Source organism: Gracilinema caldarium, assembly GCF_029265695.1.
Lineage (GTDB): Bacteria > Spirochaetota > Spirochaetia > Treponematales > Breznakiellaceae > Gracilinema > Gracilinema caldarium_A.
In genome coordinates this window covers 1-21244 of record NZ_JAJUHW010000030.1, presented here as the reverse complement: position 1 = coordinate 21244, position 21244 = coordinate 1, and the positions used below count along the sequence as shown (strand labels likewise).

At 47.6% G+C, this 21244-nt stretch carries 17 protein-coding genes; 7 read left to right on the top strand and 10 right to left on the bottom strand.

Annotated features, from left to right (window positions below; genetic code table 11):
• Positions 1–121 precede the first annotated feature (121 nt).
• Positions 122–1099: a D-2-hydroxyacid dehydrogenase gene (locus tag Q7P68_RS10070; protein WP_304225271.1), complete on the bottom strand. Its 978-nt coding sequence runs from the start codon at positions 1097–1099 to the stop codon at positions 122–124.
• A gap of 98 nt (positions 1100–1197) precedes the next feature.
• Between Q7P68_RS10070 and Q7P68_RS10065 the strand changes: the two genes are divergently transcribed.
• The gene (locus tag Q7P68_RS10065) at positions 1198–1707 is read left to right on the top strand and encodes a DOMON domain-containing protein (RefSeq protein ID WP_304225269.1); all 510 of its coding nucleotides are present in this window, start codon (positions 1198–1200) and stop codon (positions 1705–1707) included.
• A 56-nt stretch (positions 1708–1763) separates the two neighbouring features.
• Here Q7P68_RS10065 and metH read toward each other — a convergent pair whose 3' ends face one another.
• Positions 1764–5591 (bottom strand): methionine synthase, encoded by a 3828-nt coding sequence (gene metH / locus Q7P68_RS10060; RefSeq protein ID WP_304225267.1) that lies wholly within the window; start codon positions 5589–5591, stop codon positions 1764–1766.
• A gap of 119 nt (positions 5592–5710) precedes the next feature.
• Here metH and Q7P68_RS10055 point away from each other — a divergent pair, with 119 nt between their 5' ends.
• Both Q7P68_RS10055 and Q7P68_RS10050 read left to right on the top strand, forming a co-directional pair.
• Positions 5711–6499 (top strand): acyl-[acyl-carrier-protein] thioesterase, encoded by a 789-nt coding sequence (locus Q7P68_RS10055; RefSeq protein WP_304225265.1) that lies wholly within the window; start codon positions 5711–5713, stop codon positions 6497–6499.
• 22 nt (positions 6500–6521) lie between these two features.
• A complete protein-coding gene (locus Q7P68_RS10050) occupies positions 6522–7256 on the top strand; it encodes a methylenetetrahydrofolate reductase (protein WP_304225263.1) in 735 nt (244 codons plus the stop codon).
• On the opposite strand, the gene Q7P68_RS10045 is transcribed toward Q7P68_RS10050, so the two are convergent.
• From Q7P68_RS10045 to Q7P68_RS10035, 3 genes are read right to left on the bottom strand one after another with little or no spacing between them, the layout of a single operon-like run.
• The gene (locus Q7P68_RS10045) at positions 7253–8689 is read right to left on the bottom strand and encodes a B12-binding domain-containing radical SAM protein (protein ID WP_304225261.1); all 1437 of its coding nucleotides are present in this window, start codon (positions 8687–8689) and stop codon (positions 7253–7255) included. The genes Q7P68_RS10050 and Q7P68_RS10045 overlap by 4 nt on opposite strands.
• Positions 8690–8698: 9 nt before the next feature.
• Complete coding sequence (locus Q7P68_RS10040; protein ID WP_304225259.1) at positions 8699–9325, bottom strand: 5' nucleotidase, NT5C type; 627 nt, start codon at positions 9323–9325, stop codon at positions 8699–8701.
• On the bottom strand, positions 9318–10133 hold the full coding sequence (locus Q7P68_RS10035; protein WP_304225257.1) for an ATP-binding cassette domain-containing protein: 816 nt from the start codon (positions 10131–10133) through the stop codon (positions 9318–9320). The genes Q7P68_RS10040 and Q7P68_RS10035 overlap by 8 nt, the downstream gene beginning before the upstream one ends.
• A gap of 61 nt (positions 10134–10194) precedes the next feature.
• Here Q7P68_RS10035 and Q7P68_RS10030 point away from each other — a divergent pair, with 61 nt between their 5' ends.
• Together Q7P68_RS10030 and Q7P68_RS10025 are read left to right on the top strand one after the other, a co-directional pair.
• Complete coding sequence (locus Q7P68_RS10030; RefSeq protein WP_304225255.1) at positions 10195–11277, top strand: ABC transporter substrate-binding protein; 1083 nt, start codon at positions 10195–10197, stop codon at positions 11275–11277.
• Positions 11277–13271 carry an ATP-binding protein gene (locus Q7P68_RS10025; protein WP_304225253.1) on the top strand — a complete coding sequence of 665 codons (1995 nt, stop codon included), beginning with the start codon at positions 11277–11279 and terminating at the stop codon, positions 13269–13271. The genes Q7P68_RS10030 and Q7P68_RS10025 overlap by 1 nt, the downstream gene beginning before the upstream one ends.
• Before the next feature lie 7 nt (positions 13272–13278).
• On the opposite strand, the gene glgX is transcribed toward Q7P68_RS10025, so the two are convergent.
• Positions 13279–15432 (bottom strand): glycogen debranching protein GlgX, encoded by a 2154-nt coding sequence (glgX, locus tag Q7P68_RS10020; protein ID WP_304225251.1) that lies wholly within the window; start codon positions 15430–15432, stop codon positions 13279–13281.
• A 68-nt stretch (positions 15433–15500) separates the two neighbouring features.
• Between glgX and Q7P68_RS10015 the strand changes: the two genes are divergently transcribed.
• A complete protein-coding gene (locus Q7P68_RS10015) occupies positions 15501–16877 on the top strand; it encodes a cyclic nucleotide-binding domain-containing protein (RefSeq protein ID WP_304225249.1) in 1377 nt (458 codons plus the stop codon).
• On the opposite strand, the gene Q7P68_RS10010 is transcribed toward Q7P68_RS10015, so the two are convergent.
• The 3 genes from Q7P68_RS10010 to Q7P68_RS10000 are packed head-to-tail and all read right to left on the bottom strand — an operon-like array spanning position 16828 to position 19580.
• Positions 16828–17526 (bottom strand): leucyl-tRNA--protein transferase, encoded by a 699-nt coding sequence (locus Q7P68_RS10010; RefSeq protein ID WP_486187672.1) that lies wholly within the window; start codon positions 17524–17526, stop codon positions 16828–16830. The two genes, Q7P68_RS10015 and Q7P68_RS10010, sit on opposite strands and share 50 nt — an antisense overlap.
• Positions 17526–18242, bottom strand: coding sequence for a potassium channel family protein (locus Q7P68_RS10005; protein ID WP_304225246.1), 717 nt, complete (start codon positions 18240–18242; stop codon positions 17526–17528). Before Q7P68_RS10005 ends, Q7P68_RS10010 begins: the two co-directional genes overlap by 1 nt.
• Positions 18243–18245: 3 nt before the next feature.
• Positions 18246–19580, bottom strand: coding sequence for a TrkH family potassium uptake protein (locus Q7P68_RS10000; protein ID WP_304225244.1), 1335 nt, complete (start codon positions 19578–19580; stop codon positions 18246–18248).
• A 105-nt stretch (positions 19581–19685) separates the two neighbouring features.
• Between Q7P68_RS10000 and Q7P68_RS09995 the strand changes: the two genes are divergently transcribed.
• Positions 19686–20651 (top strand): ketopantoate reductase family protein, encoded by a 966-nt coding sequence (locus Q7P68_RS09995; protein WP_304225242.1) that lies wholly within the window; start codon positions 19686–19688, stop codon positions 20649–20651.
• Here Q7P68_RS09995 and Q7P68_RS09990 read toward each other — a convergent pair.
• On the bottom strand, positions 20641–21244 hold a 604-nt coding region (locus Q7P68_RS09990), incomplete at its 5' end, for a carbohydrate ABC transporter permease (RefSeq protein ID WP_304225240.1). The two genes, Q7P68_RS09995 and Q7P68_RS09990, sit on opposite strands and share 11 nt — an antisense overlap.

Here is a 21244-nt window from a genome sequence, read left to right as displayed (position 1 = left end):
GCGTGTGTGCGACGCCCCCGTGCGTTACGCGTCCATGGGCGGCGTCCATGCGCGGCGCCAAAACGCGCTCGGCATTGTAGCGCTCGCACATACCCCCGATTAATAGCTCCCTTGAATAGACTTAATACCCTAGATTTTTATCTATAACATTCCGCAAGGATTCTCCCCGGTTGTATCGTTCGAGGTTTTCCAAAAAAACCTGGAACGCTAATTCATCATACTGGGGATGAAAACCGGAGAAATGGCTCGTCAGCATAAGGTTTGGCAGATCCCACAGCGGAGATGAGGCAGGAAGCGGTTCTTCAACAGTCACATCTAAAAGCGCCCCTTTAATTGTTCCCTTCTTCAGTGCATCCACGAGATCTTCTTCGTTTACCGAACCTCCGCGGCCAATATTTACAAAGATTGCATCTTTTTTCATAGCCTGGAAAATAGTCCGGTTAAACAGGCCCTTGGTTTCAGCCGTGAGGGGCAAAATATTTACTACAATATCAGCTTCCGCAAGCCGCTTGTTCAAATTTGCGAACACGTCCTGAGTAGCCCCATAGGGATCCTGTTCAGTAGCTGGGCTACGTTTTACCCCTACCACCTTCATTTCAAAGGCCTGGGCTATCCTGGCTACCCGTTTTCCTATCGTACCATAGCCGATAATGAGCATGGTCTTGCCTGCCAGTACATCCATATCGGGATAGGTAAACGTAAGCCACTCATGCCGGCCCTGGGCCGTAAAGGCGGCCGGGAATTTTCGGTACCACGATATCAGCATACCAAAGAGGTGTTCTGACATCTGGACCCCGTGAATTCCCGATGAGTTGGTAAGTACAAAGGGATGGGTTTTTGTTTCGGGAAATTTCTGGAGCCAGTCTGCCCCGGCATACCAAGACTGGTACCACTTTAGGTTCGGAGACCGGGCAATGAGGGGCGGGGGAAATTCGCCGCCTACAATTTCAATTTGGTCTAAGAGGGAATCGAGTTTACCCTTGTCGGTGACAATCATGACCTTTCTGCCTGCGGCACGGTCCTGAAGCCGTTTTTGTGCATCCTGGGGAATCCGCTGTTCCGGCAAGGCCAGAACGATAAGAGAATTTTCAGTATTCATATTTAGATTATACCATAAAAAAACCTAAATGTAGTAACCCTAATAGATTTGCATTTTAGTAATATATATTGGTATATTAAAACCAAGGAGCGTAAGTCATGAAAAGAACACTTCGGTTTATTATCTCTTTTATTTTGCTGACCGGGTTTTCTGGGCTGCTTTTTGCCCAACAGCGGGTAGCAGGAGAATCTAACGGAATTAAAGTCTCCTTTACGGTTCAAAGGGATACGGTAGAGGTTACCATGGAGGCCGCGGTTACTGGCTGGATAGCTATCGGAATTAATCCCTCCAACATGATGAAAGATGCGGACTATAAAATTGCTTATGTCAAAGATGGTGTGGTATATATCAGGGACGATTATGGAAACGGTCTTGTAAGCCATGCTGAAGATACACGGCTCGGCGGAACTTCGGACATCCTTTCTTATTCTGGAAAGGAAGAAAAGGGCTATACAAGCATTACCTTTGTCATTCCCCGACAAACCAACGATAAAAACGATAGACCCCTCACACCAGGGACTTACAAAATTCTGGTAGCTGCCTCGGATAGTGATAATTTTACCACAAAACACAAAACAAGAGGTTCACTTGTTATTACAATGCCATAAGCGGTTCTGTATAACCGGCCCCGTTAAAACCGCGGGCCGGTTTTTCTTTAGCTAATTTATAATTTTCCGATCCTATTTTTCGCTTCTTCTATACTAATTCCTTTCCGTTCGGCCCAATCAGAAAGCTGATCATCCCCAATCTGCCCTACCCCAAAATAATAAGAAGCGGGATGGGCAAAATACATGCCGCAGACCGATGCAGCGGGCTGCATCATAGATGATTCAGTCAGTCTGATGCCGCACCGCTTCTCGGCTTCCAGGACTTCGATCGCTATCCTTTTGTCATGATGGTCCGGGCAGGCTGGATACCCGAAGGCGGGCCTGATACCCCGATATTTTCCTTCAAATAGTTCTTTGGTACTGAGCTTTTCTTCAGGCGCATATCCCCAAAGTTCGGTCCGTACTAGGTGGTGCAGCTTTTCCGCAAAGGCTTCTGCCAGACGGTCCGCCAGGGATGCGGCAAGCAGGGCTGTATAATCGTCGCCCCGGGCTTTGCATTCAGCCACAAAAGCGTCGAGCCCATGGCCGGCGGTGACCGCAAAGAGGCCCATCCAGTCCCGGCATAATGCCTGGCATGCTGCCTTGCTTGCTGCCTGGCAGGCTGCCAGTCGTACCGTTTGTCGGTCAACCTGATTTTCCGACAGGCGGTACGCTTCCGTGGGGGCAATAAAGTCCGCAAGACAGGGATTATAGCCCCCTGCGAGTTTTTTCTCCTGATTCCGCAGGAATGAAAACCTGGCTATCATTTCTTGAGAATCTGATTCAGAAACAGATCCAGCTTTGAACAGCACAATGTCATCACCCTGGGAGAAGGCCGGGAAAAGGCCCGCCACGCCGTGGGCTGTTAGTATTTTTTCTGAAATGATCCGCTGTAAAAGAGCCTGGGCATCTTCGTAGAGCTTTCGAGCCGCTTCTCCTTTTTCACTATCCTGTAGTATCCGCTCAAAGCCATGGCCAAGATCCCATCCATAAAAGAAATAAGACCAGTCAATATACGAGACCAATTCTTCCAGGGGGAAATTGCGGAATTCTATTAAGCCCTTTTGCCGTGGTTCAGGAAGCTCCGCATGGGCCCAGTCAGTTACGATTCGATTATTTCGGGCCTTTTCCAGGGGAAGCAGTTCTATACGTTCTCTGAGCTTTTCATGCCGGGCAATAGCTTGTGAATACTGGGCTTCTATCTGTTCTAAAAACCGGCCCTTTTCGTTTTCCGATAAGAGGGCCCGAACGACCGCAGCGGCGCGGCTTGCATCCTTTACATAGATCACAGGCCCCGAATACTCAGGGGCTATCCGCAGCGCCGTATGGGCTTCGCTGGTGGTAGCTCCGCCTATCAAAATGGGGATTGATATACCCCGCCGTTCCAGTTCCCGGGCCGTATGGACCATTTCGTCCAATGAAGGCGTAATGAGGCCCGAAAGCCCGACCAGATCCGCCTTTTCCCGGATAATTGCCTCAGCAATTTCGTCGGATGGAATCATGACGCCCAGGTCTTGCACCTCGTACCCATTGCAGCCCAGCACAACACCTACAATGTTTTTCCCGATATCGTGAACATCGCCCTTTACAGTGGCCATAATAATTTTTGCAGCCCCGGCAGGCTGAGCATCGGCCCGTTTCTCTTCCTGTATATAGGGCTCAAGGACCGCCACGGCCTTTTTCATGACCCGGGCACTGCGGATAACCTGGGGTAAAAACATTTTACCCGCCCCAAAACGGTCCCCTACCTCGTTCATCCCTTTCATGAGGGGGCCTTCGATCACTTCCAAGGATTTTTCAAAATGGGTCCTGGCTTCAAGGACATCAGCTTCTATATAATCTTCGATACCTTTTACCAGGGCATATTGGATACGCTCCTCCACCGGCAGGTTTCGCCAGCTGTTTTTGTCGCTTTGAGAGGCATTTTTAGCATCTTGACCGCTAGCGGCTCCAGTTTCAGCGGCTTCTTTTAGTTCCACAGCCAGCGCCAAAAGCCGCTCCGCACCGTCGCTCCGGCGGGCCAGTACCACATCTTCCGCAGCTTCTCTCAACCGGGGATCCAGTTCATCGTAGGGGACCAGACCCGCCGGATTCACTATAGCCATAGTAAGCCCCGCCTCTATGGCATATTTTAAGAACACCGCGTGCATAGCCTCCCGGACCAGGTCATTGCCCCGGAAACTAAAGGAAAGGTTAGAAACCCCGCCGGATATTTTTGCCCCCGGGCAGTTGCTCCGTATCCACCGGCAGGCTTCGATAAAGTCCACGGCATACCGGTCATGTTCGGGTATGCCTGTGGCAATTGAAAGCACGTTGGGATCAAAAATAATATCCTCGCCCCGCATACCGTCCTGGGTTAATAGCTTAAAAGAACGGCCTGCAACCTCGATTTTCCGTTCATACGTATCGGCCTGGCCCCGTTCATCAAAGAGCATAACCACCACCGCGGCACCCATCCGGCGGGCAATGCGGCTGCGGCGCAAAAATTCTGCTTCCCCTTCCTTAAGGCTGATAGAATTAACGATCCCCTTTCCCTGGAGGCACTTAAGCCCCGCCTCTATGGCCTCCCAGCGGGAACTGTCCACCATGACGGGGAGCCGGGCAATTTCTGGGTCCGCCAGGGCAAGGTTTAAAAACTTTCGCATCGCCTGCGGAGCATCCAGCAGGGCATCATCCATACAGACATCGATGATGGAGGCTCCCGCTTCCACCATTTCCCGGGCAACACTCAGGGCTTCGTCATACCGGTCTTCTTTAATGAGCCTGAGGAATTTCCGGCTCCCCGCCACATTGGTCCGTTCTCCCACATCAAAAAAACCGATCGCAGGATCCACAATGAGTGGTTCGAGTCCCGCAAGCACGGTTTTCGGCGGTATATCCGGTATGGCCCGGGGCCGGTAATTGGCCGCGAGACGGGCAATCTCCGCAATATGAGCGGGGGTTGAACCGCAGCAGCCCCCTACAATGTTCACAAGGCCATTTTTTAGAAAACCTTGAATGTTAGCAGCCATCGTCTGGGCCGATTCATCATACTGGCCAAAACGGTTGGGGAGCCCCGCGTTGGGATGGGCGCTTACAAAACAGGGGGCTATTTCGGCCAGGGCAGCCACATGGGGGTAGAGCCGTTCCGCCCCGAGGGAACAGTTTAGACCGATAGACCAGGGCTTGGCATGCAGCACCGAAACACAGAAGGCTTCCACGGTTTGGCCTGAAAGGGTGCGGCCTGCGGCATCCACAATGGTTCCGGAAATCATAATAGGTACATCATACTTTCCAGACGCCGCACCGGTGGGATCCGCTGCTTCTTGTTCCTCAAGCAGCTTTTGGATTGCCGAAATGGCAGCCTTGGCGTTCAGGGTGTCAAAAATGGTCTCAATCATGAGGATGTCGGCGCCGCCGTCTAATAACCCCCGGGCATTGTCGTAATAAGCCGCCTCAAGCTCATCCCAGCTAACCGAACGGGCCCCCGGATCGTTTACGTCGGGAGATATGCTTGCGGTTTTGCTTGTAGGCCCCAGAATACCCGCCACAAAACGGGGTTTTTCTTCAGTGCTGTACAAATCAGCAGATTCCCGGGCAACCTGTGCTGCGGCTAAACTTATCTCATAGGCCCGGTCCGCCAGTTCGTAGTCTTCAAGGGATATAGCGTTCGCATTAAACGAGTTTGTTTCGATGATGTCCGCACCGGAGCGCAGATAAGCCTGATGTATCGACGCAATAACACCCGGACGAGTAATACTGAGTATATCATTACACCCTGCAAGTGGTTTTCCATGGGAAGCAAAGGCAGTGCCCCGGAAATCAGATTCAGTGAGGCCGAACTTCTGTATCATGGTACCCATAGCACCATCCAGAAGCAGTATCCGTTCTGCCGCAAGGGCATTTAATCGTTCGCGAACAGTCATGCACCTATTGTACTGAAAAGACTGCTCTGTAAAAAGATAAGCGAAGCTATTTGCTTAAACCCCGTTCTTTGAGAATACTTATTGACGTTACCAATCCTTTTTGTCACCATGGAAACATTATGAAATCCATATGGACCGAACAATTCATCGTAAGAAGTTGGGATGTGGACCGGAACAACCGGCTGAGTCCTGCATCTCTTTTTAATTTTTTTCAGGAAGTTGCAGGAAACCACGCAACCGAGCTCGGTGTTGGCAAAGACGCACTGCTCCGAGGTAATCAAGCTTGGGTTCTTTCCCGTATGACGGCTCTTATGTATCGCCGCCCCGGTTGGCAAGAAATGATAACGGTCCGGACCTGGCCCCGGGGAACTGAAAAGCTCTTTGCAATCCGGGATTACGATATTATCGATGGTTTTGGGGCTACCATTGCCCAGGGCCGCAGCGCCTGGCTTTTGGTGGATCTTGAAAAACTCAGGCCCCTCCGCCCCCAGGTCCTGACAGAAAAGCTACCGACCAATACGGACATGCCGGCTATCAGCGACGGAGCCGGTGCACTTTCCGCCCGAACCAAGCTAGAGCCCGCGGGGAGCCGCCGGGCTGCCTATTCGGACATCGACTACAACGGACATGTGAACAACGCCCGATATATCCAGTGGATACAGGATATGCTTGATGAACGGGTTCTGGAAGAATCAAACCATTTCAGGCTCGACATAAACTATCTTGCAGAAATTCGGCCCCAGGAAACTATTTCGCTCTGGTTAGGTTCTGCAGATGAACTTGACCAAACAGTTAATGAAACAAGACTCTTTGCACCCTTTGAAGTAACAGAATGCTGGGCCTTTGAGGGTAAACATACCGACTCTGAACAAAGTGCCTTCCGGGCGGAACTGCGCTGCGGAGCATAATACTACATACGGAGTATGATCGATGAACATATCCCTCGAACTAGTCCCCCGGGACGAAGCCTCCATTAAAGCTGGACTTTCCGCTGTTTTTCGTTTTTCAGACATTTCATATATCAACATTCCAGACCTGCTCCGCTTTCCGATCCGGTCATGGGAGGCCTGTGCCTATATTCCCCAGCAGTACCGGAGCATTCCCCACCTGCGGGCCATCGACTTTAGCATGGATGAACCCTTTCCCCTCTCCTCCTATTTCAAGGAGCACCATATTGATACGGTTCTGGTGGTCGCGGGAGACCCGCCCCAGGATATGAAACATCGGGTTTATCCCACCCACACAACGGATTTCATTAAAAAATTAAAAAAAGAACTCCCGCATTTAACCGTTTATGCGGCCTTTGATCCTTACCGGTCCAACATCCGCTATGAACTGGACTACCTTAAGGCAAAGGAGGACAGCGGGGCCGACGGATTCATGAGCCAGCCCTTTTTTGATGTACGGCTCCTAGAAATTTATGCCGAATACCTGGAAGGCCGCCGCGTTTTCTGGGGCGTGTCACCGGTGCTTTCGGAAAATAGCCGCAACTACTGGGAAGCCCGGAACCGGGCAATCTTTCCCCGCTCCTTCCGGCCCGACCTGCACTGGAACATCAGCTTTGGCCGGCAGGTTCTCCAATTCTGCAAAACCCACCGATTTGACCTTTATCTCATGCCTATTAAGGTCGACTTGGAAACCTATCTCGAGGGACTCTTTAGCTAGCTCTGACCTTCTGAGCCTCCGCACCATTCTGACAGGGCCTGCCGGAGTTCTTGCCGATCTATGCCCCAGTTCCGGCCAAAACGCCCCAAGAGATGCTGGGATAGGTCCATAAAGGCTCCAAAAGCATCGGCAGATTCGGGAAGCAAGAGAGGCACAAGATCATCAAAGTGACCTCGGTTTACCACGAGTTCCCAGAACCGGGCAAAATTTTTAAGAGCATCGAGCTCTGCCCGGGCCATGGTGCCCGTCTCCAAAACTTCGTAGGGGGGCCGTGTATCGTAGACCATGGCAAAGGGCTCATCATGCCGGGATATAGGAGCTCCAGGAAGTTTTTTAAGGATTCCCAGTTGAATTTCCGTAGGCCGCGCAGACCAAAGCAGGTTAAAGCTCCGCGCAAAACTTTCCAAAGTTTCCCCCGGGAGCCCTGCGATAAGGTCCGCGTGAACTATAGCATGGGTCTTTTCCCTTAAAAATCGCAGGGCTTCCTGTTCCTTTTCGGGATTACTGGGCCTCCCGATAGTTTTTGCGACCTCAGGCGTAAAAGTCTGGATTCCTACCTCAAGCCGCAGCGTCTCTGGAGGGAACTGCATGAGCAGGATCCGTACACTGTCGGGGAACCGAGATGGCACCATTTCGAAATGTACATAGGCCGGGGGTTTAATCCGTTCAATAAAAAATTGAAGTATCTTTTCGGCCCGCTCTGTATCAAGGTTAAAGGTCCGGTCTAAGAATTTAAAAGACCGAGCCCCCCGGGAAAAGAGGTAGTCCATATCCAGAAGAAATTGTTCCAGCGGAATAGTGCGTACCCTCCGGTCCAGAGAACTGAGGCAAAATTCGCAACCGAAGGGACAGCCCCGTGATGCTTCTACATAGATAAGCTTTCGGGCAATATCTTCGTCGGTATAGAGGTGATAAGCGCTTTTTATCTCTTCTAAAGACACAGGCCTTGCGTAAATCCATTTGCCCCGTGTAGACCCAAATGGTTCAAGGGACTTTAAATTTTTCCCCCATAAAAGATGCTCGCACAGCACAGGAAAAACCTCTTCCCCTTCGCCCCGGACCACCCAGTCGGCCTTTTGTATGAGGGGCGCCGATTCAGATAGATAGGAGACTTCAGGCCCCCCAAGGACAATAATGGGCCTTGAGCAGGTGCCGCTGGCCGATTCTGTTTTGGAAGTGACCTGCCAATGAAATTCAAGGGCATCCAGCAATGCCAGGGTAGCCTCATGGTTCCAGATAGATACGGAAAAAGCGAGTATCCGCGGTGCTTCTGCTAAAATTGCAGAGACCTTCTCTTCAAGGGGCTGGCGCAGGGCAAACTCAAGTATACGGCTTTTTACCGCCAATTCGCCGAGGTTCGCCTGCAGCAGGCGCAGGGCCAGCGAGGGATGTATCCATTTCGCGTTAATGGTAGCAAGAACTATATCGGCCATGGAAAAGCCTTATCGGGGAAAACTCGTTGCACCAAAGAGATTCAGGGTACCGGTTCGCCATTCGTCATAGGCTTCTAAGACCAGCTTTTCTACATCAAGCCAGGAGTCGGCCCGGGGCCCAGGCAGATTGCGGTTTGTCGAATTGGTAAACACAATGGTGCGGCATCCCTGTTCCCGCAGGCGCTCCACATTAGCAGGGGAATCATCAATATAGACATGGGCCCCAACAGCACCCTTATCCTTCATAAAACAGAGGTCCCAATAGGGGATATCATGGGCATCAAGCCATTCCACCGTTTGGGTTATAGAGGTTTTATGGAAATACTTTAAAAAAAGCCGGTGGGTTATAATCCGGATCCGAATACCCCGGGTGGAAAGTTTCCTTAAGGTCGCCGGAGCATCTTTGATGGGTTTCATAGCCTTGAACAGGTCCCGCTGGGTAACGGCAAAACGGTGGAGCCGGTCATAGCCGCCGTATTCGTCGATACCCCACTCATGAAGTCCAAAGGAAACATCTTTTTTAAGGCTCTCCACGGGCCTGTCAAGCCATTCGGCGGCTATTTCCCGCATGGCCCCATAAAAGTCTCCCACCACACCATCCAGGTCAACCCCAAGAATAAAACTGCTTTCATCCATGGTGCTGGTCCTTTTCCATGGCAGCAATCATTTCAGCCTCTTCTTCGAGCTTTTTCCGGTCCAGGTATTCCTTTTGCTTGAGCATCACCGCCGGAACCCCATAGGCCTCTTCCAGCTTAGCCGGAGTAAGCAACTCTGCAGGGCTCCCCATATCGATGCTGCGGTCTTTCTTAAAAAGCAGCACTGTTTCTGCATATTTCTTGGTGAGGTCAAGCTCATGGAGGGATACATAAATGGTAATCCCCGTCTTTTTTTGGTAGGACCTAAAGAAATCCAGAGCTGCTTCTTTTTGCCGGTCCTCCATGGCGAATACCGGTTCATCCATAAAAAGGGACCGGGAACCGAAGAGGGCAGAAAAAGCAAGAAGGGTTCTTTGCATTTCTCCCTTAGAAAGCCGGGCCAGAGGCCTATCCTGCAAAACGGTAAGTTCAAAAACCTTAAGAACCTCTTGGTAAAAATCTTCTCCCTTCAGGGCATGAAAGCCCCCGGCATATACCTGTTCCAAAATTGCACCCAGGGGCTCCTCGGTTTCGAATTCCATATTTTGATAGATAAAGGACGCATAGGCATTTCGCTCATCCTCGCTGGAAAAAAGCCGTGTATCCCGGCTAAGCAGGGTAATGGTTCCCTCCTGGGGGATGAGCCTGCCCGCAGCAAGGAGCATTAAAGTGGACTTACCTGCCCCATTAGGCCCCACAAGGCTTACAAAACCTCCGGGCAAGGCAGCCGAAAAATGAGAAAAAATTGCTGTTTCAGATTCAGGGTACTGAAAACTCACCTGGTGAAATACAGAAAATCCTTCGCTCATAAGCTTATTCTAGCATGAAGGGAAAGAATATCCTATACTTAAAGGAAGGAGATCTTTTCATATGCGTCATTCATCCCGGTTCGTCTTATGGGCTCTTTTAATTATGTTGCTCTCTGGCTGCACAAGACCAGCAATTAAAGTGGGACTGATGACCAAATTGGACGCCGGATCAATTATCGGTACCAGTGAAATAGCGGCGGTAAAAGAATTTGAACGGCTTCATCCATATAGCCAGATTCAGGTTATACCCTTTGATGACGGCTGGGATCCGGTCCGAACCAAACAAGCCTATGCAGAAATTCAAGGGAGCGATATACGATACATTATTACGAGTCATACCTCTACCTGCGCGAATGAAATTGCCAACGATATTAATAAGGATAAACGGCTTACCATTATAACCGGTGCGACAACCACTCGGCTGAGCGGTAAGGACGATTACATTCTGCGGGTTATTCCTGATGTAATACGAGAACAAAACGTTATTGCTCAAAAAATTGCAGGGCTATATCCACAAAAATTGCTGATCATTAGAGATCTTTCAAATTCAGGCTATACTGTTCCTGCTCAAGAAGCCTTTCTTGCTGAACTCAACAACATCGCACCAAATATTAAGGTGAGCTCTGTTGATATTGATGCAAATAAACTCGAAATACATTCTCTAGATCACATTCTTTCATCCTTCAATTTTAATGTACTTTATCTTCTTATTGGGGGCTACAAAAATATAGCCGGTAACATTGCCCAGTATGCTCATCAGTTTCAAAACGGAGCAACAATTGTTTTCACTCCCTGGATGAACAACAAGGAACTCGTGAACACCGCTGGTCCTGCAATTGGCCATTCCATCCTGCCGTCACTTTTTCCTTCACGAAAAGCAGATAAGACAATCGATGACTATATGACAAGTATAGAAATAAACTTTCATTTAAGCCCTACTATTATTAGTCTCAAGGTGTACCAAGCTCTTGAAATACTGGATATGGCTTTTAATGCGGGCGCCACGACACCGGAAAAAACCAAACAATGGGTCCTCGCTCAGAAAACAATAGCGACACGGGTGGGGAACATAACTTTTGATGCCTTTGGCGATACTTCCGAATCGTACCATTTCATAAATGACATTGCTGGAGAATTTAAATAATGAAAAAGCTCCAGGGACTCCGGTTTTATTTGTTGAGCCTTGAGTTTATCACCATCTTTTTTAGCCTTCTTTTTGTATACGGAGCCTTTAATTACATCCAGCAAAAAATCACCAACGATTTTTCTCAGCGCAGAAAATCTGAGATTACCGGCATTGAAATGGTTTTTTACAACCGGCTCCAGCAGGCGGTTATAAATCTTGAAAAACTCGCTGCATACAGTGATCTAGAAGCAGGACGTTTTATCAGCGATTTTTCGGACATTTACCTCATATCCGGAAACAGTATAGAGAAGATAATTAAAACAAGTCCAGGATCAGCTTTATTCCGCGGTTTTGTTTTTTCAAAAGATATTTCACGGTTCTTGGCTTCCACTTACTTTTCTACGGTCCGCAGATCCCCTGTTTTTTACGCACCAGAGGACGAAAAACCAAGTCTGTATTTAAGCATTCCCCTCTCAGACAAACAGTTAGTGGGCCGCATAAAACTGGATTCTATTAACAATGAAATAGCTCGGCTCGTACAATTTGATGGATCCATAGTCCTCATTACCAACTCAGATGGCATTCCATACACCAGCATCGGCGGTAACTTACCAAGCCAAATCATCAATTTACCGAGAGGTTCATCAATTACCATTGATAAAAAACAATTTATTATCAATCGTTTGTCCAGCGTATGGCTCTCGGCAGATATAGTGTTGCTGACACCGACAAACCAATTGCAATATTTTTACACACAGATCCAATTTCTTGCCTTCTTAACCCTGACTGCCATTATTGTCATTCTGCTGTTAAGATTTTCTATACTCGATTTTCTCCTTATAAAACCGATCAATTATTTTATTAAAGCGTTAAACCAATGGGAGATAAACAAGACGCTTCCCGAAGTACCTGCCAGTATACAAGGGGTGGCAGAAATTCAGCTCCTGGCCAAAACCTTCTATGCCAAAGCCAATGAGATTACCAGTATGAATGAACGGCTGGAAGAACAGGTACAAAACATGGGGCAGCAGCTTGCTACTGCCCTGGACAAGGTTCTGGTTTCCGAAAAACTCGCAGTCCTAGGGAACCTGACTGCCGGGCTGGCCCACGAACTAAATACACCACTGGGAGCGATTATTTCAACCGCCGAGACAATACGCGCTGCCATAGTTCAAATAAAAAAAGATCTCTGTGATCTTTTATCTAAAAACGATCCTGAAGAAACAAAGCTATTTTTAAACCTTCTGAAAGCATCCGGCCAGAGCCAGAGCAGCCTGAGAGAACGGATTAGCTTCATCAATAACCTTGAATCCCGTCATATAACACATGCAGAAGAAATTACCGATGACCTCGTTGATATGGAAATACCATTAGATACCACAGAAATATACGAACTACTCTGTAAGGTTCATAAGGTTCAGCACATTGTTAAAACGGCCTACTACTTTAACATCCTTGAAAAGGACAACGCGATAATACAAAGCGCTGCAGAGCGTGCCTCGCTGACTCTTAAGGCGCTGAAACAATGGACCTATGAGGAAAAAGAGACCCGTGTCCCAGTATCAATACAGGAAGAAATGGAAACCATTTTAACCATGTTTTATAACCGAACCAAGTATACTATCCAGATTATCCGTGAATTCCTGGACCCTGGCTGGGTAATTGCTAACCCGGAACGCCTTAATGCGGTTTGGGTTAACCTGATCAACAATGCAATTCAGGCAATGGAAGCAGGCGGCACCCTTACGATCTGGATAGAAAAGTTCCATAGCGACAGAGATCTTATTCAAGTTCAAGTTACCGACACGGGGATAGGTATTAGCGAAGAGAATAAACCTAAAATATTTACCCCCTTCTTTACAACAAAACCCAAAGGGATCGGTACCGGTATTGGATTAGACTTGAGTAAACGAATCGTAGAAGACCTATCAGGCACGATTACCTTTACAAGCAGACCGGGGCTGACCACCTTTACAGTTACGCTTCCCGCCTATAATAACCAGGGTGCTTGAATCGGCGTTAAATCCACTTTGACATGAGAATGACCGTCGTCCTGTCATTCACATAATATTCTTTCTGGGAAGCAATAGCCTGTTCCAATCCGGGACTTACAATGTCTTCCGGAGAAGGGAGGCTTGTGTCCACAACCCGGAACCATTTTTTCCCAACGGGAGCCTCAGCAATTTTGAACAGACAGCCTTCCTTACAGGAATTAAACATAATGTAAAAATCATTGTCATCCCGGTCTGCAAAGGTGTCGGCCTTGCTACCATCCAGGCGATAAGCAAGCCGCTTATCAATCTTTGCCCAGTCAGGACTGTTACCCTGTTCGTCATACCAGGTGATATCCGGTGTTGCATTGTAGCTTCCGTCTTTACCGGTAAAAAATTCAGGCCGTAAAAAGGCTGGGTGCCGTTTCCTAAAGGCCAGCATTTCCTGTACAAAGCGGAAGAAATCGCGGTTGGTATTGAGCAAGGTCCAGTCGTACCATGAAATTTCGTTATCCTGGCAATACGCATTGTTGTTTCCTCGCTGGGTTCTACCCATCTCATCTCCCCCGAGCAGCATGGGTGTTCCCAGGGAAATCATAAGAGTACAAATAAAATTGCGCATTTGTCTAAATCGTATGGTTTCTATCGCAGGGTTTGTGGTCGGTCCTTCAAAACCATAATTGCTGCTAAAGTTAGCCCCATGACCATCCCGGTTTTCTTCCCCGTTTTCCTCGTTATGTTTTTCCGAGTAAGAGACCAGATCCCGTAAGGTAAACCCATCATGACTTGTTATAAAATTGATAGAATGAAAGGGTTTCCTGCCATCCCGAAGGTATAAATCGGAACTCCCCGAGAGCCGGGTTGCAAAATGGCGGGCTTCAAAGGCATCTCCCCGCCAGAACTTGCGCACATCATCCCGGTAACGGTCATTCCATTCAGCCCAGCGCCCACCGGGAAACCAGCCAACCTGGTAAGCGCCGCCTGCATCCCAGGCTTCGGCGATTATCTTGGTGTTCCGGAGTACCGGATCTTCGGCAATCCGCTCCAGCATGGGGGGATTTTCCATAAGACGGCCTTGCTGATCCCGCCCCAGTATAGAACCAAGATCAAAACGGAACCCGTCCACATGCATTTCTATGACCCAATAACGCAGGCAATCTAAAATAAACGTACGGACCACGGGGTGATTGCAGTTCAAAGTATTTCCGCAGCCTGAATAATTTTTATAATACCGTTTGTTTTCATCAAGCATATAATAAATCGTATTATCTATGCCACGGAACGAGAAGGTCGGCCCTAATTCATTGCCCTCCGCTGTATGGTTAAAAACAATATCCAGAATGACTTCGATCCCCGCTCGGTGCAGGGCCTTCACCATTTCTTTAAATTCCCTCACCTGCGCCCCCGGAGTCCTATCAGCAGCATAGGATCCTTTAGGCGCAAAGAATGCAACAGTAGAATAACCCCAATAATTTTTTAAAGCTTCGCCGGTTCTTGGGTTTATACGGGGAATTTCCTGTTCATTAAATTCCTGGATCGGCATCAGTTCCAGACTGGTAATACCCAATTCCTTGAGATGCGGTATTTTTTCAATTACCCCCCGGTAAGTTCCCGGATGGTCTACACCTGCACTCGGATGCATGGTAAGGCCCTTAACATGGGTTTCATAAAGCACACTAAAACGGAGCGGATAATTGATAGGCTTATCCCCCTCCCAGTTAAATTCATCATCGATTACAATACACTTAGGCTGATAGGGCGCATCGTCTTCATAGGAAAAAGAAAGGTCTCCGTCGGGCATATTGGGGTTATACCCCATGGATTTTGTCAGATCCCAGCCGGATAAGTCAGTTAGCGCCTTTGCATAAGGATCCAAAAGCAGCTTATTTGGATTAAATCGGAACCCCTTTTCTGGTAAGTATGGCCCGTCAACCCGGTATAAATAAAAAGCTCCTGGTTCAAGGCCTTTTACATGGCAATGCCAAAGATCCCCGGTCCTATTCTTATGGGGATCCAAAATGATTTGCTCCATAGGGTCTATCGCATCGGGGGAATCAAAAAGTACTAAGGTTACCGCGGTGGCATGTCGAGAAAAAAGGGAAAAGTTCACCCCCGTACCGGTTATTCCTGTTCCTAGGGGTAGGGGTTTACCACTTTCTATGGTATATTTAGATTGAATCATACTGCAATAATACCATATTTAGCGAATAATGGTGCATATTTTAAGTGTAATTAAAAGGGGTTCCGAGAATGTTTCGAGTTCCTGTTATCACAACGAATCTTGAACTAATAGAATTGATCCAAACCGCATCATATCCATTGAACAATACCTTGCAACCTGTCTTCCTTTCAGGCCTTGAACCAGTATTGGAATATTTAAAATATGAGCTTCCTGAAATGAAAATCCTGGATTATTGCGAAGAAGGTCCCTGCAAGGAAACATCCATCGCCATTTTAGAGGCAATTAAAGATGACCCCTGGCTCCATTACGGCGGTCTCATTGTTATTCATAATTCTGAAAGCGATAAGGAACTGGCCGAGCATCTTCATGACTCAAATGTGTTGGCTATTATTCATCAAAGCGAATTCAAAGCCAATTGCGGTCGGCTTTTACGGATTTTAACCCATAATAAACAGTTTTTATTCCAAAGGGGCATGCAGCAGCATCTCTTACGAACCATCTCCGGAACCTTTATTATCGACAACGATCCACTGGATATCGTGGTTTATACAAACCTTGTTACCAACTATCTGTACAATGCAAACCTGGTGAGCCGGGATGATCGGGAGAAACTGCATGTGGCACTTCAGGAACTCCTGGTAAACGCCATAGAACACGGAAACTGCAAAATCAGTTTTGAAGAAAAGACCGCTTGGCTTGAACAGGGCAGGAATGCTATGGACCTTATCCGAGAAAAAAACAAGGATCCTGCCATCGCTGCAAAAAAAGTCAGGCTTTCCTACACCATAAGTCCAGATAAATCAACCTTTGCTATCACCGACGAAGGTGACGGCTTTGACTGGAGAAGCAGGCTTCAATCTAAACCAACCATCGGACTCCATGGCATGGGAATCCGAATGGCTGGCGTATATGTGCAGGACCTAAGCTACAACGACAAGGGAAACGAGGTGAGTTTTTCTATCCTCCATCAGAAGGACTCAAGCAATATGGTTCCCCGAATTTTTAGCGACCAAGAAGAAATCCATTTTAAGGCAAAAGAAATTGTGGTCCGGGAAGGGGATACCTCGGACTATTTGTATTACATAGTATCTGGTCGGTATCTGGTTTTTTCAGGCAATCGGTGTGTTTCGTATCTGACTCCTGACGATATGTTTATTGGTGAAATGTCCTTCTTACTGTCCAACCAGAGGACCGCTACGGTGGTCGCCAAGGATGGGGGTACCTGTATAAAGGTTTCCAAACAAGATTTTGTTGACCTGATTAAAAGGAACCCCCATTATGGTATCTTCCTCGCCCGGCTCTTAGCCCAGCGACTCACCAGGCTCAATGCACGAACCGTAAAATTAAATGCCGAGTATATGAAATGCAAACAGGAGCTCGAACAGTATAAATCACTTACACCGAAAGCAGCGGCCGAACTAAACGAGCCTCTCGAAAAAGCTTAATAAAATGCGGCCGGGCTAATGATACTGCACCAAGCCTGCTCTTGTAGTCCATAGGCATACCGAGATCCCAAAAGGCAAATCCGCTTGCTTCTAGGAATCGGGCGGTAAGTACCATTTGGATCGTACCGGCGTTACTTTCCCAGTAAAAACCTGAGTAGCTCGTATATACTCCGCCGCAGAAAACCCCAAATTCTCCTGCAACAAGCTTGTTATTCTTGTATAAACCAAAGGCTGAACAAAAAGCACGCTGCGGTATATCATTCTGATCCGAATGCAACCTTGGGTCTAGTTTAATTAAAGCTTTTACCAGGGGCTCAGTAAGCCATTCATCTCCATGGGCATCTATACAGGCCTCAATGATGGGCTGTAGGCTGTCAAAAAGCTTAAGGGTATAGGTATGAAGACGGGATTTCAGAGATTTCGGAATGTGCAGATCCTTAAAAAAAAGTACGCTCCGTTCCCAATGCAATTTTGGCAGCAAGAGTGCTTCTCCGTTTTGAAAGGACATAACCAAAAATCCCGCTTCCATAAGGGACCTGATTACAGGAACTTCGAATGAATCGGCAACACAAAATTCTTCTTTGTATCCTGAATCGATAAGACTATCGATGACATTGTCATAATCAGAAAGCTCAGACAAAAAGACCATTATGCTTTGGTTTTACTAAAAAGCTGCTTAATTGATTCCATAAACGTCTTTGAACTGCCTTCTTTTTCTAGCCGTCCTGCAAAGGAGTCTATATCGGCCTCTGTACCGGAAACCAAGGCGATGTCATGGGCTTCGAACCGGTAATCGGGCGAAAAAAGCCGGTACTCTTCCTGTTCAGATCGAACAGAAATAAGGTTAAGCCCATATTTTTTGCGAAGATCCAATTCCAGTACAGTTTTTCCGACAAAAGATTCAGGTATTTCTACTTCTGCAATTACCAAGTTTCCTCCGACTGGAAGATAGTTCAATACTAAGTTAGAAACAATCTGCGGTACGATGCGCTTCGCAGCTTCCCGGTTCGGAAAAACCACCTTGGTGGCCCCTACAATTCCGAGTATCTCACCATGGGCCTCTGTTTCAGCTTTTGCAATAATGGTTTTAATGCCCAATTTCCTGCAGTAGCTTGCAGCCAGTATGGATGACTCTATATTTTTACCCATATCAATAATAACCGCATCCATGGTTTTGGGCAGCGTTTTTTCAAGTGCATCCCAATTAATGACATCCATACCGATCGCAGCGGATACCGCATCCCGATACCGGTCCAGCACTTCCCGATCCTTATCGATCACAAGAATATCCACATCCATTTCAAGCAGCTCCTCCAGAACTGCGGAACCAAAATAACTAACCCCTAAAATTGCAATCTGTTTCATGGTCTACCCCAATAAAACCTGTCCTTCCGGATAGGTTATTTCATATTTTTTAAGGCGAACTACCGAGAACGAAAGGGCTATAAGGCCTACCCGTCCTGCAAACATAATCCCGATAATCACCAATTTACCGGCTATGCTTAAATGGGGGGTCAAACCCAGACTGAGACCAACCGTTCCAAAGGCAGATACTACTTCGAACACTATTTCATCAAAAGCCACCCCTCGGGGCCCTTCAATGAGGCTGAGCAAGAGGGCGCTTATTAGAAGTAAACTAACAGCCTTAAGAAGATAAACGGTAGCCCGGTTCATGGTATAAGAAGAAATACGGTGTTTTCCGATTTGCACATCCCCCAAAGGATCGGGGTTCCGGGTCATCATAACGATAACAACAAAGAAGGTGGTTATCTTAATACCCCCCGCGATAGAACCAGGAGCGGCGCCGATAAACATAAGTATGATTGTAAAAACCTTGGACGGCTGGCTCAGCAAAGCTTGCGGGACCGTATCAAAACCCGCTGTTCGTGGTGTAACCGCCTGAAACAGGGCATTCATGATTCTGTCATTTATTGATAATCGAGCAAATGCAGCACTTTTTTCCATAAAAAAGTAAAATAAAAACCCTATACCAATCAGCGCAGCCGTCATTAAAAGCACCACCCGGCTGTGATAATTAAGGTACCGATGCTTGCCTTTTATTACATCAAATACATCTTGCAAAACAATAAAGCCAAGCCCTCCCAAAATAATGAGCAGTATAACAACGGTAAGAATGGCCGCATTCCCAGAAAAACGTTCCAAACTATCCGCAAATGGCGACAAACCTGCATTGCAAAAGGCAGAGACCGCATGAAATATACCGTTAAACAAATAATCCGCTACACCAGCCTTTTTAAATAAGAGCGATAATATAACTGCCCCAAGAGCTTCAATACACAGGGTGGCAGAAATAATATTTAAAAGAATTTTTCGCGGATCATACTCAACTCCATCAACATAAAAACTGCGGATCGTGGAAAGCCGCCGAAACGGAATACGCCCCCCAGGCAAAATAAGCAAAAGGGAGGTAAAACTGATTATTCCCAGCCCGCCAAATTGAATTAATAGTAAAATCACCGTTTGCCCGAAGGAACTAAAACGCCCTAAATCAACGGTTGCAAGACCAGTAACACAGACCGCCGATGTGGCCATAAAAAGAGCATCTATAAATGAGACGGGGCGCACTGTTCTATCCTGCGAAGCCTGAGCAACAGGCAGGACAAGCAACACGCTGCCGATACTGATAAGCACAAGAAAAAAAGCTACCAGATACCATGAGTCGGAACGAAACAGAGGCCGCATATGGATATCATAGGGTTTTTGCTGTACTCCGTCTATTGTCCATCCCTTTCGGCACCTTAAAAAGTGGTTTATACTAAAGACAATGATAAAAGCGAGGAGGAAACTATGACAGAAATTGAGAAGGTGTTAATTGTCGGGTCCGGAGCAGTGGGCGCAGCGATTGCTTCCATCATTACCGAGAGATTGCCCGGAACCGTTTCCGTTCTTGCCGATGGCGAGCGTTTTGAGCGGTATAGCCGAGATGGTTTTATTGTTAATGGTAAAACCTATCATTTTCCGGTAGTTTCTCCCGTTTCTACCCACAGCCAGTTTGACCTCATCATTGTAGCGGTAAAACATCATCACCTGGAGGAAGCTTTACATCAAATGAAAGCCCATGTAGGACCTAATACAACGATCCTTTCATTGATGAACGGTATTTCCAGCGAAGAACAGCTGGGGTCCCATTTCGGTGCCGGTCCCGGCGCACCCGAGGGGGTTAAGCTTCCTCCCTATGCTATGATTCTTGGTATTGATGCGGTCCGCCTCGGCAACGAAACCCGTTTTGCTTCGACAGGAAGGATTTTTTTTGGAGAGGCAACAAACAATAAAGCAGCTTTGAGCCCCCGGGTTGCACGGATAGCCCGCTTTTTTGACAAAGCAGCTCTTCCTTATGAAATACCAGAAAACATGCTCCGTTCTCTTTGGTTTAAGTTTATGATCAATGTAGGGGTAAACCAAGCTTCAGCGATACTGCGGGCTCCGTACCGACTTTTTCAGACCAATGCGGAAGCAAAGGCGGTTATGGAAACCCTGCAGCGTGAAGTCATAGCCCTTTCCCAGGCTATGGGTATTAACTTGAACGAGCAGGACCTTGCAAATTGGGAAAAAACGCTGGCGGGACTGCACCCGGATAACCTGACTTCCATGTGCCAGGATGTTCTTGCAAACAGGAAAACGGAAATTGAAATGTTTGCCGGTACGGTGGTAGAACTTGGAAAAAAATACGGAGTCGCCACGCCGGCAAACGAGCTTGTCTTTAATCTGATAAAGGCGATGGAAGCCTCATACCTTCCTGCAACTACCCCTTAACAGCTCCCATCGTTAAGCCCCGGACTACATATTTCTGGAACAACATGGTGAGCACAATCGCCGGGGCTATAATGACCACTGTAGCAGCCATAACGGCCCCCCAATCAACCTCAGCATAGGACACAAAATTGTATACCGCAATAGGCAGTGTTTTCGTTTTTTCCATACTGAGAACTTGAGAAAACATAAAATTATTCCACGAAAAAAGAAACGCCAGCGTCGTTGACGTAACAATGCCAGGCGTTGAAACCGGCAAAACAATTTCCATGAACGTACGCTGCCGGGTCGCACCATCTACCCGGGCGGATTCTTCTATCTCTAAGGGAACGGAGGCAAAAAAACTAGTCATGATCCACACTACAATAGGAAGACCTATCAGCATGTGGCTTAAAATGAGCGAAACATAGGTATCTATCAGCATGAGCCGTGAAAAAAGAAGATACCAGGGCAGTAGCAGTGCGATACCCGGCATGAGACGGGCTATAAGAATTAAAAGTCCCAATTTTTCCTGTTTATAACGGGCAATCGCATAGGCTGCAGGGAGCCCTAAAATTAAAGAAAGCACCACTGCAGTAACACCTACAACGGTAGAG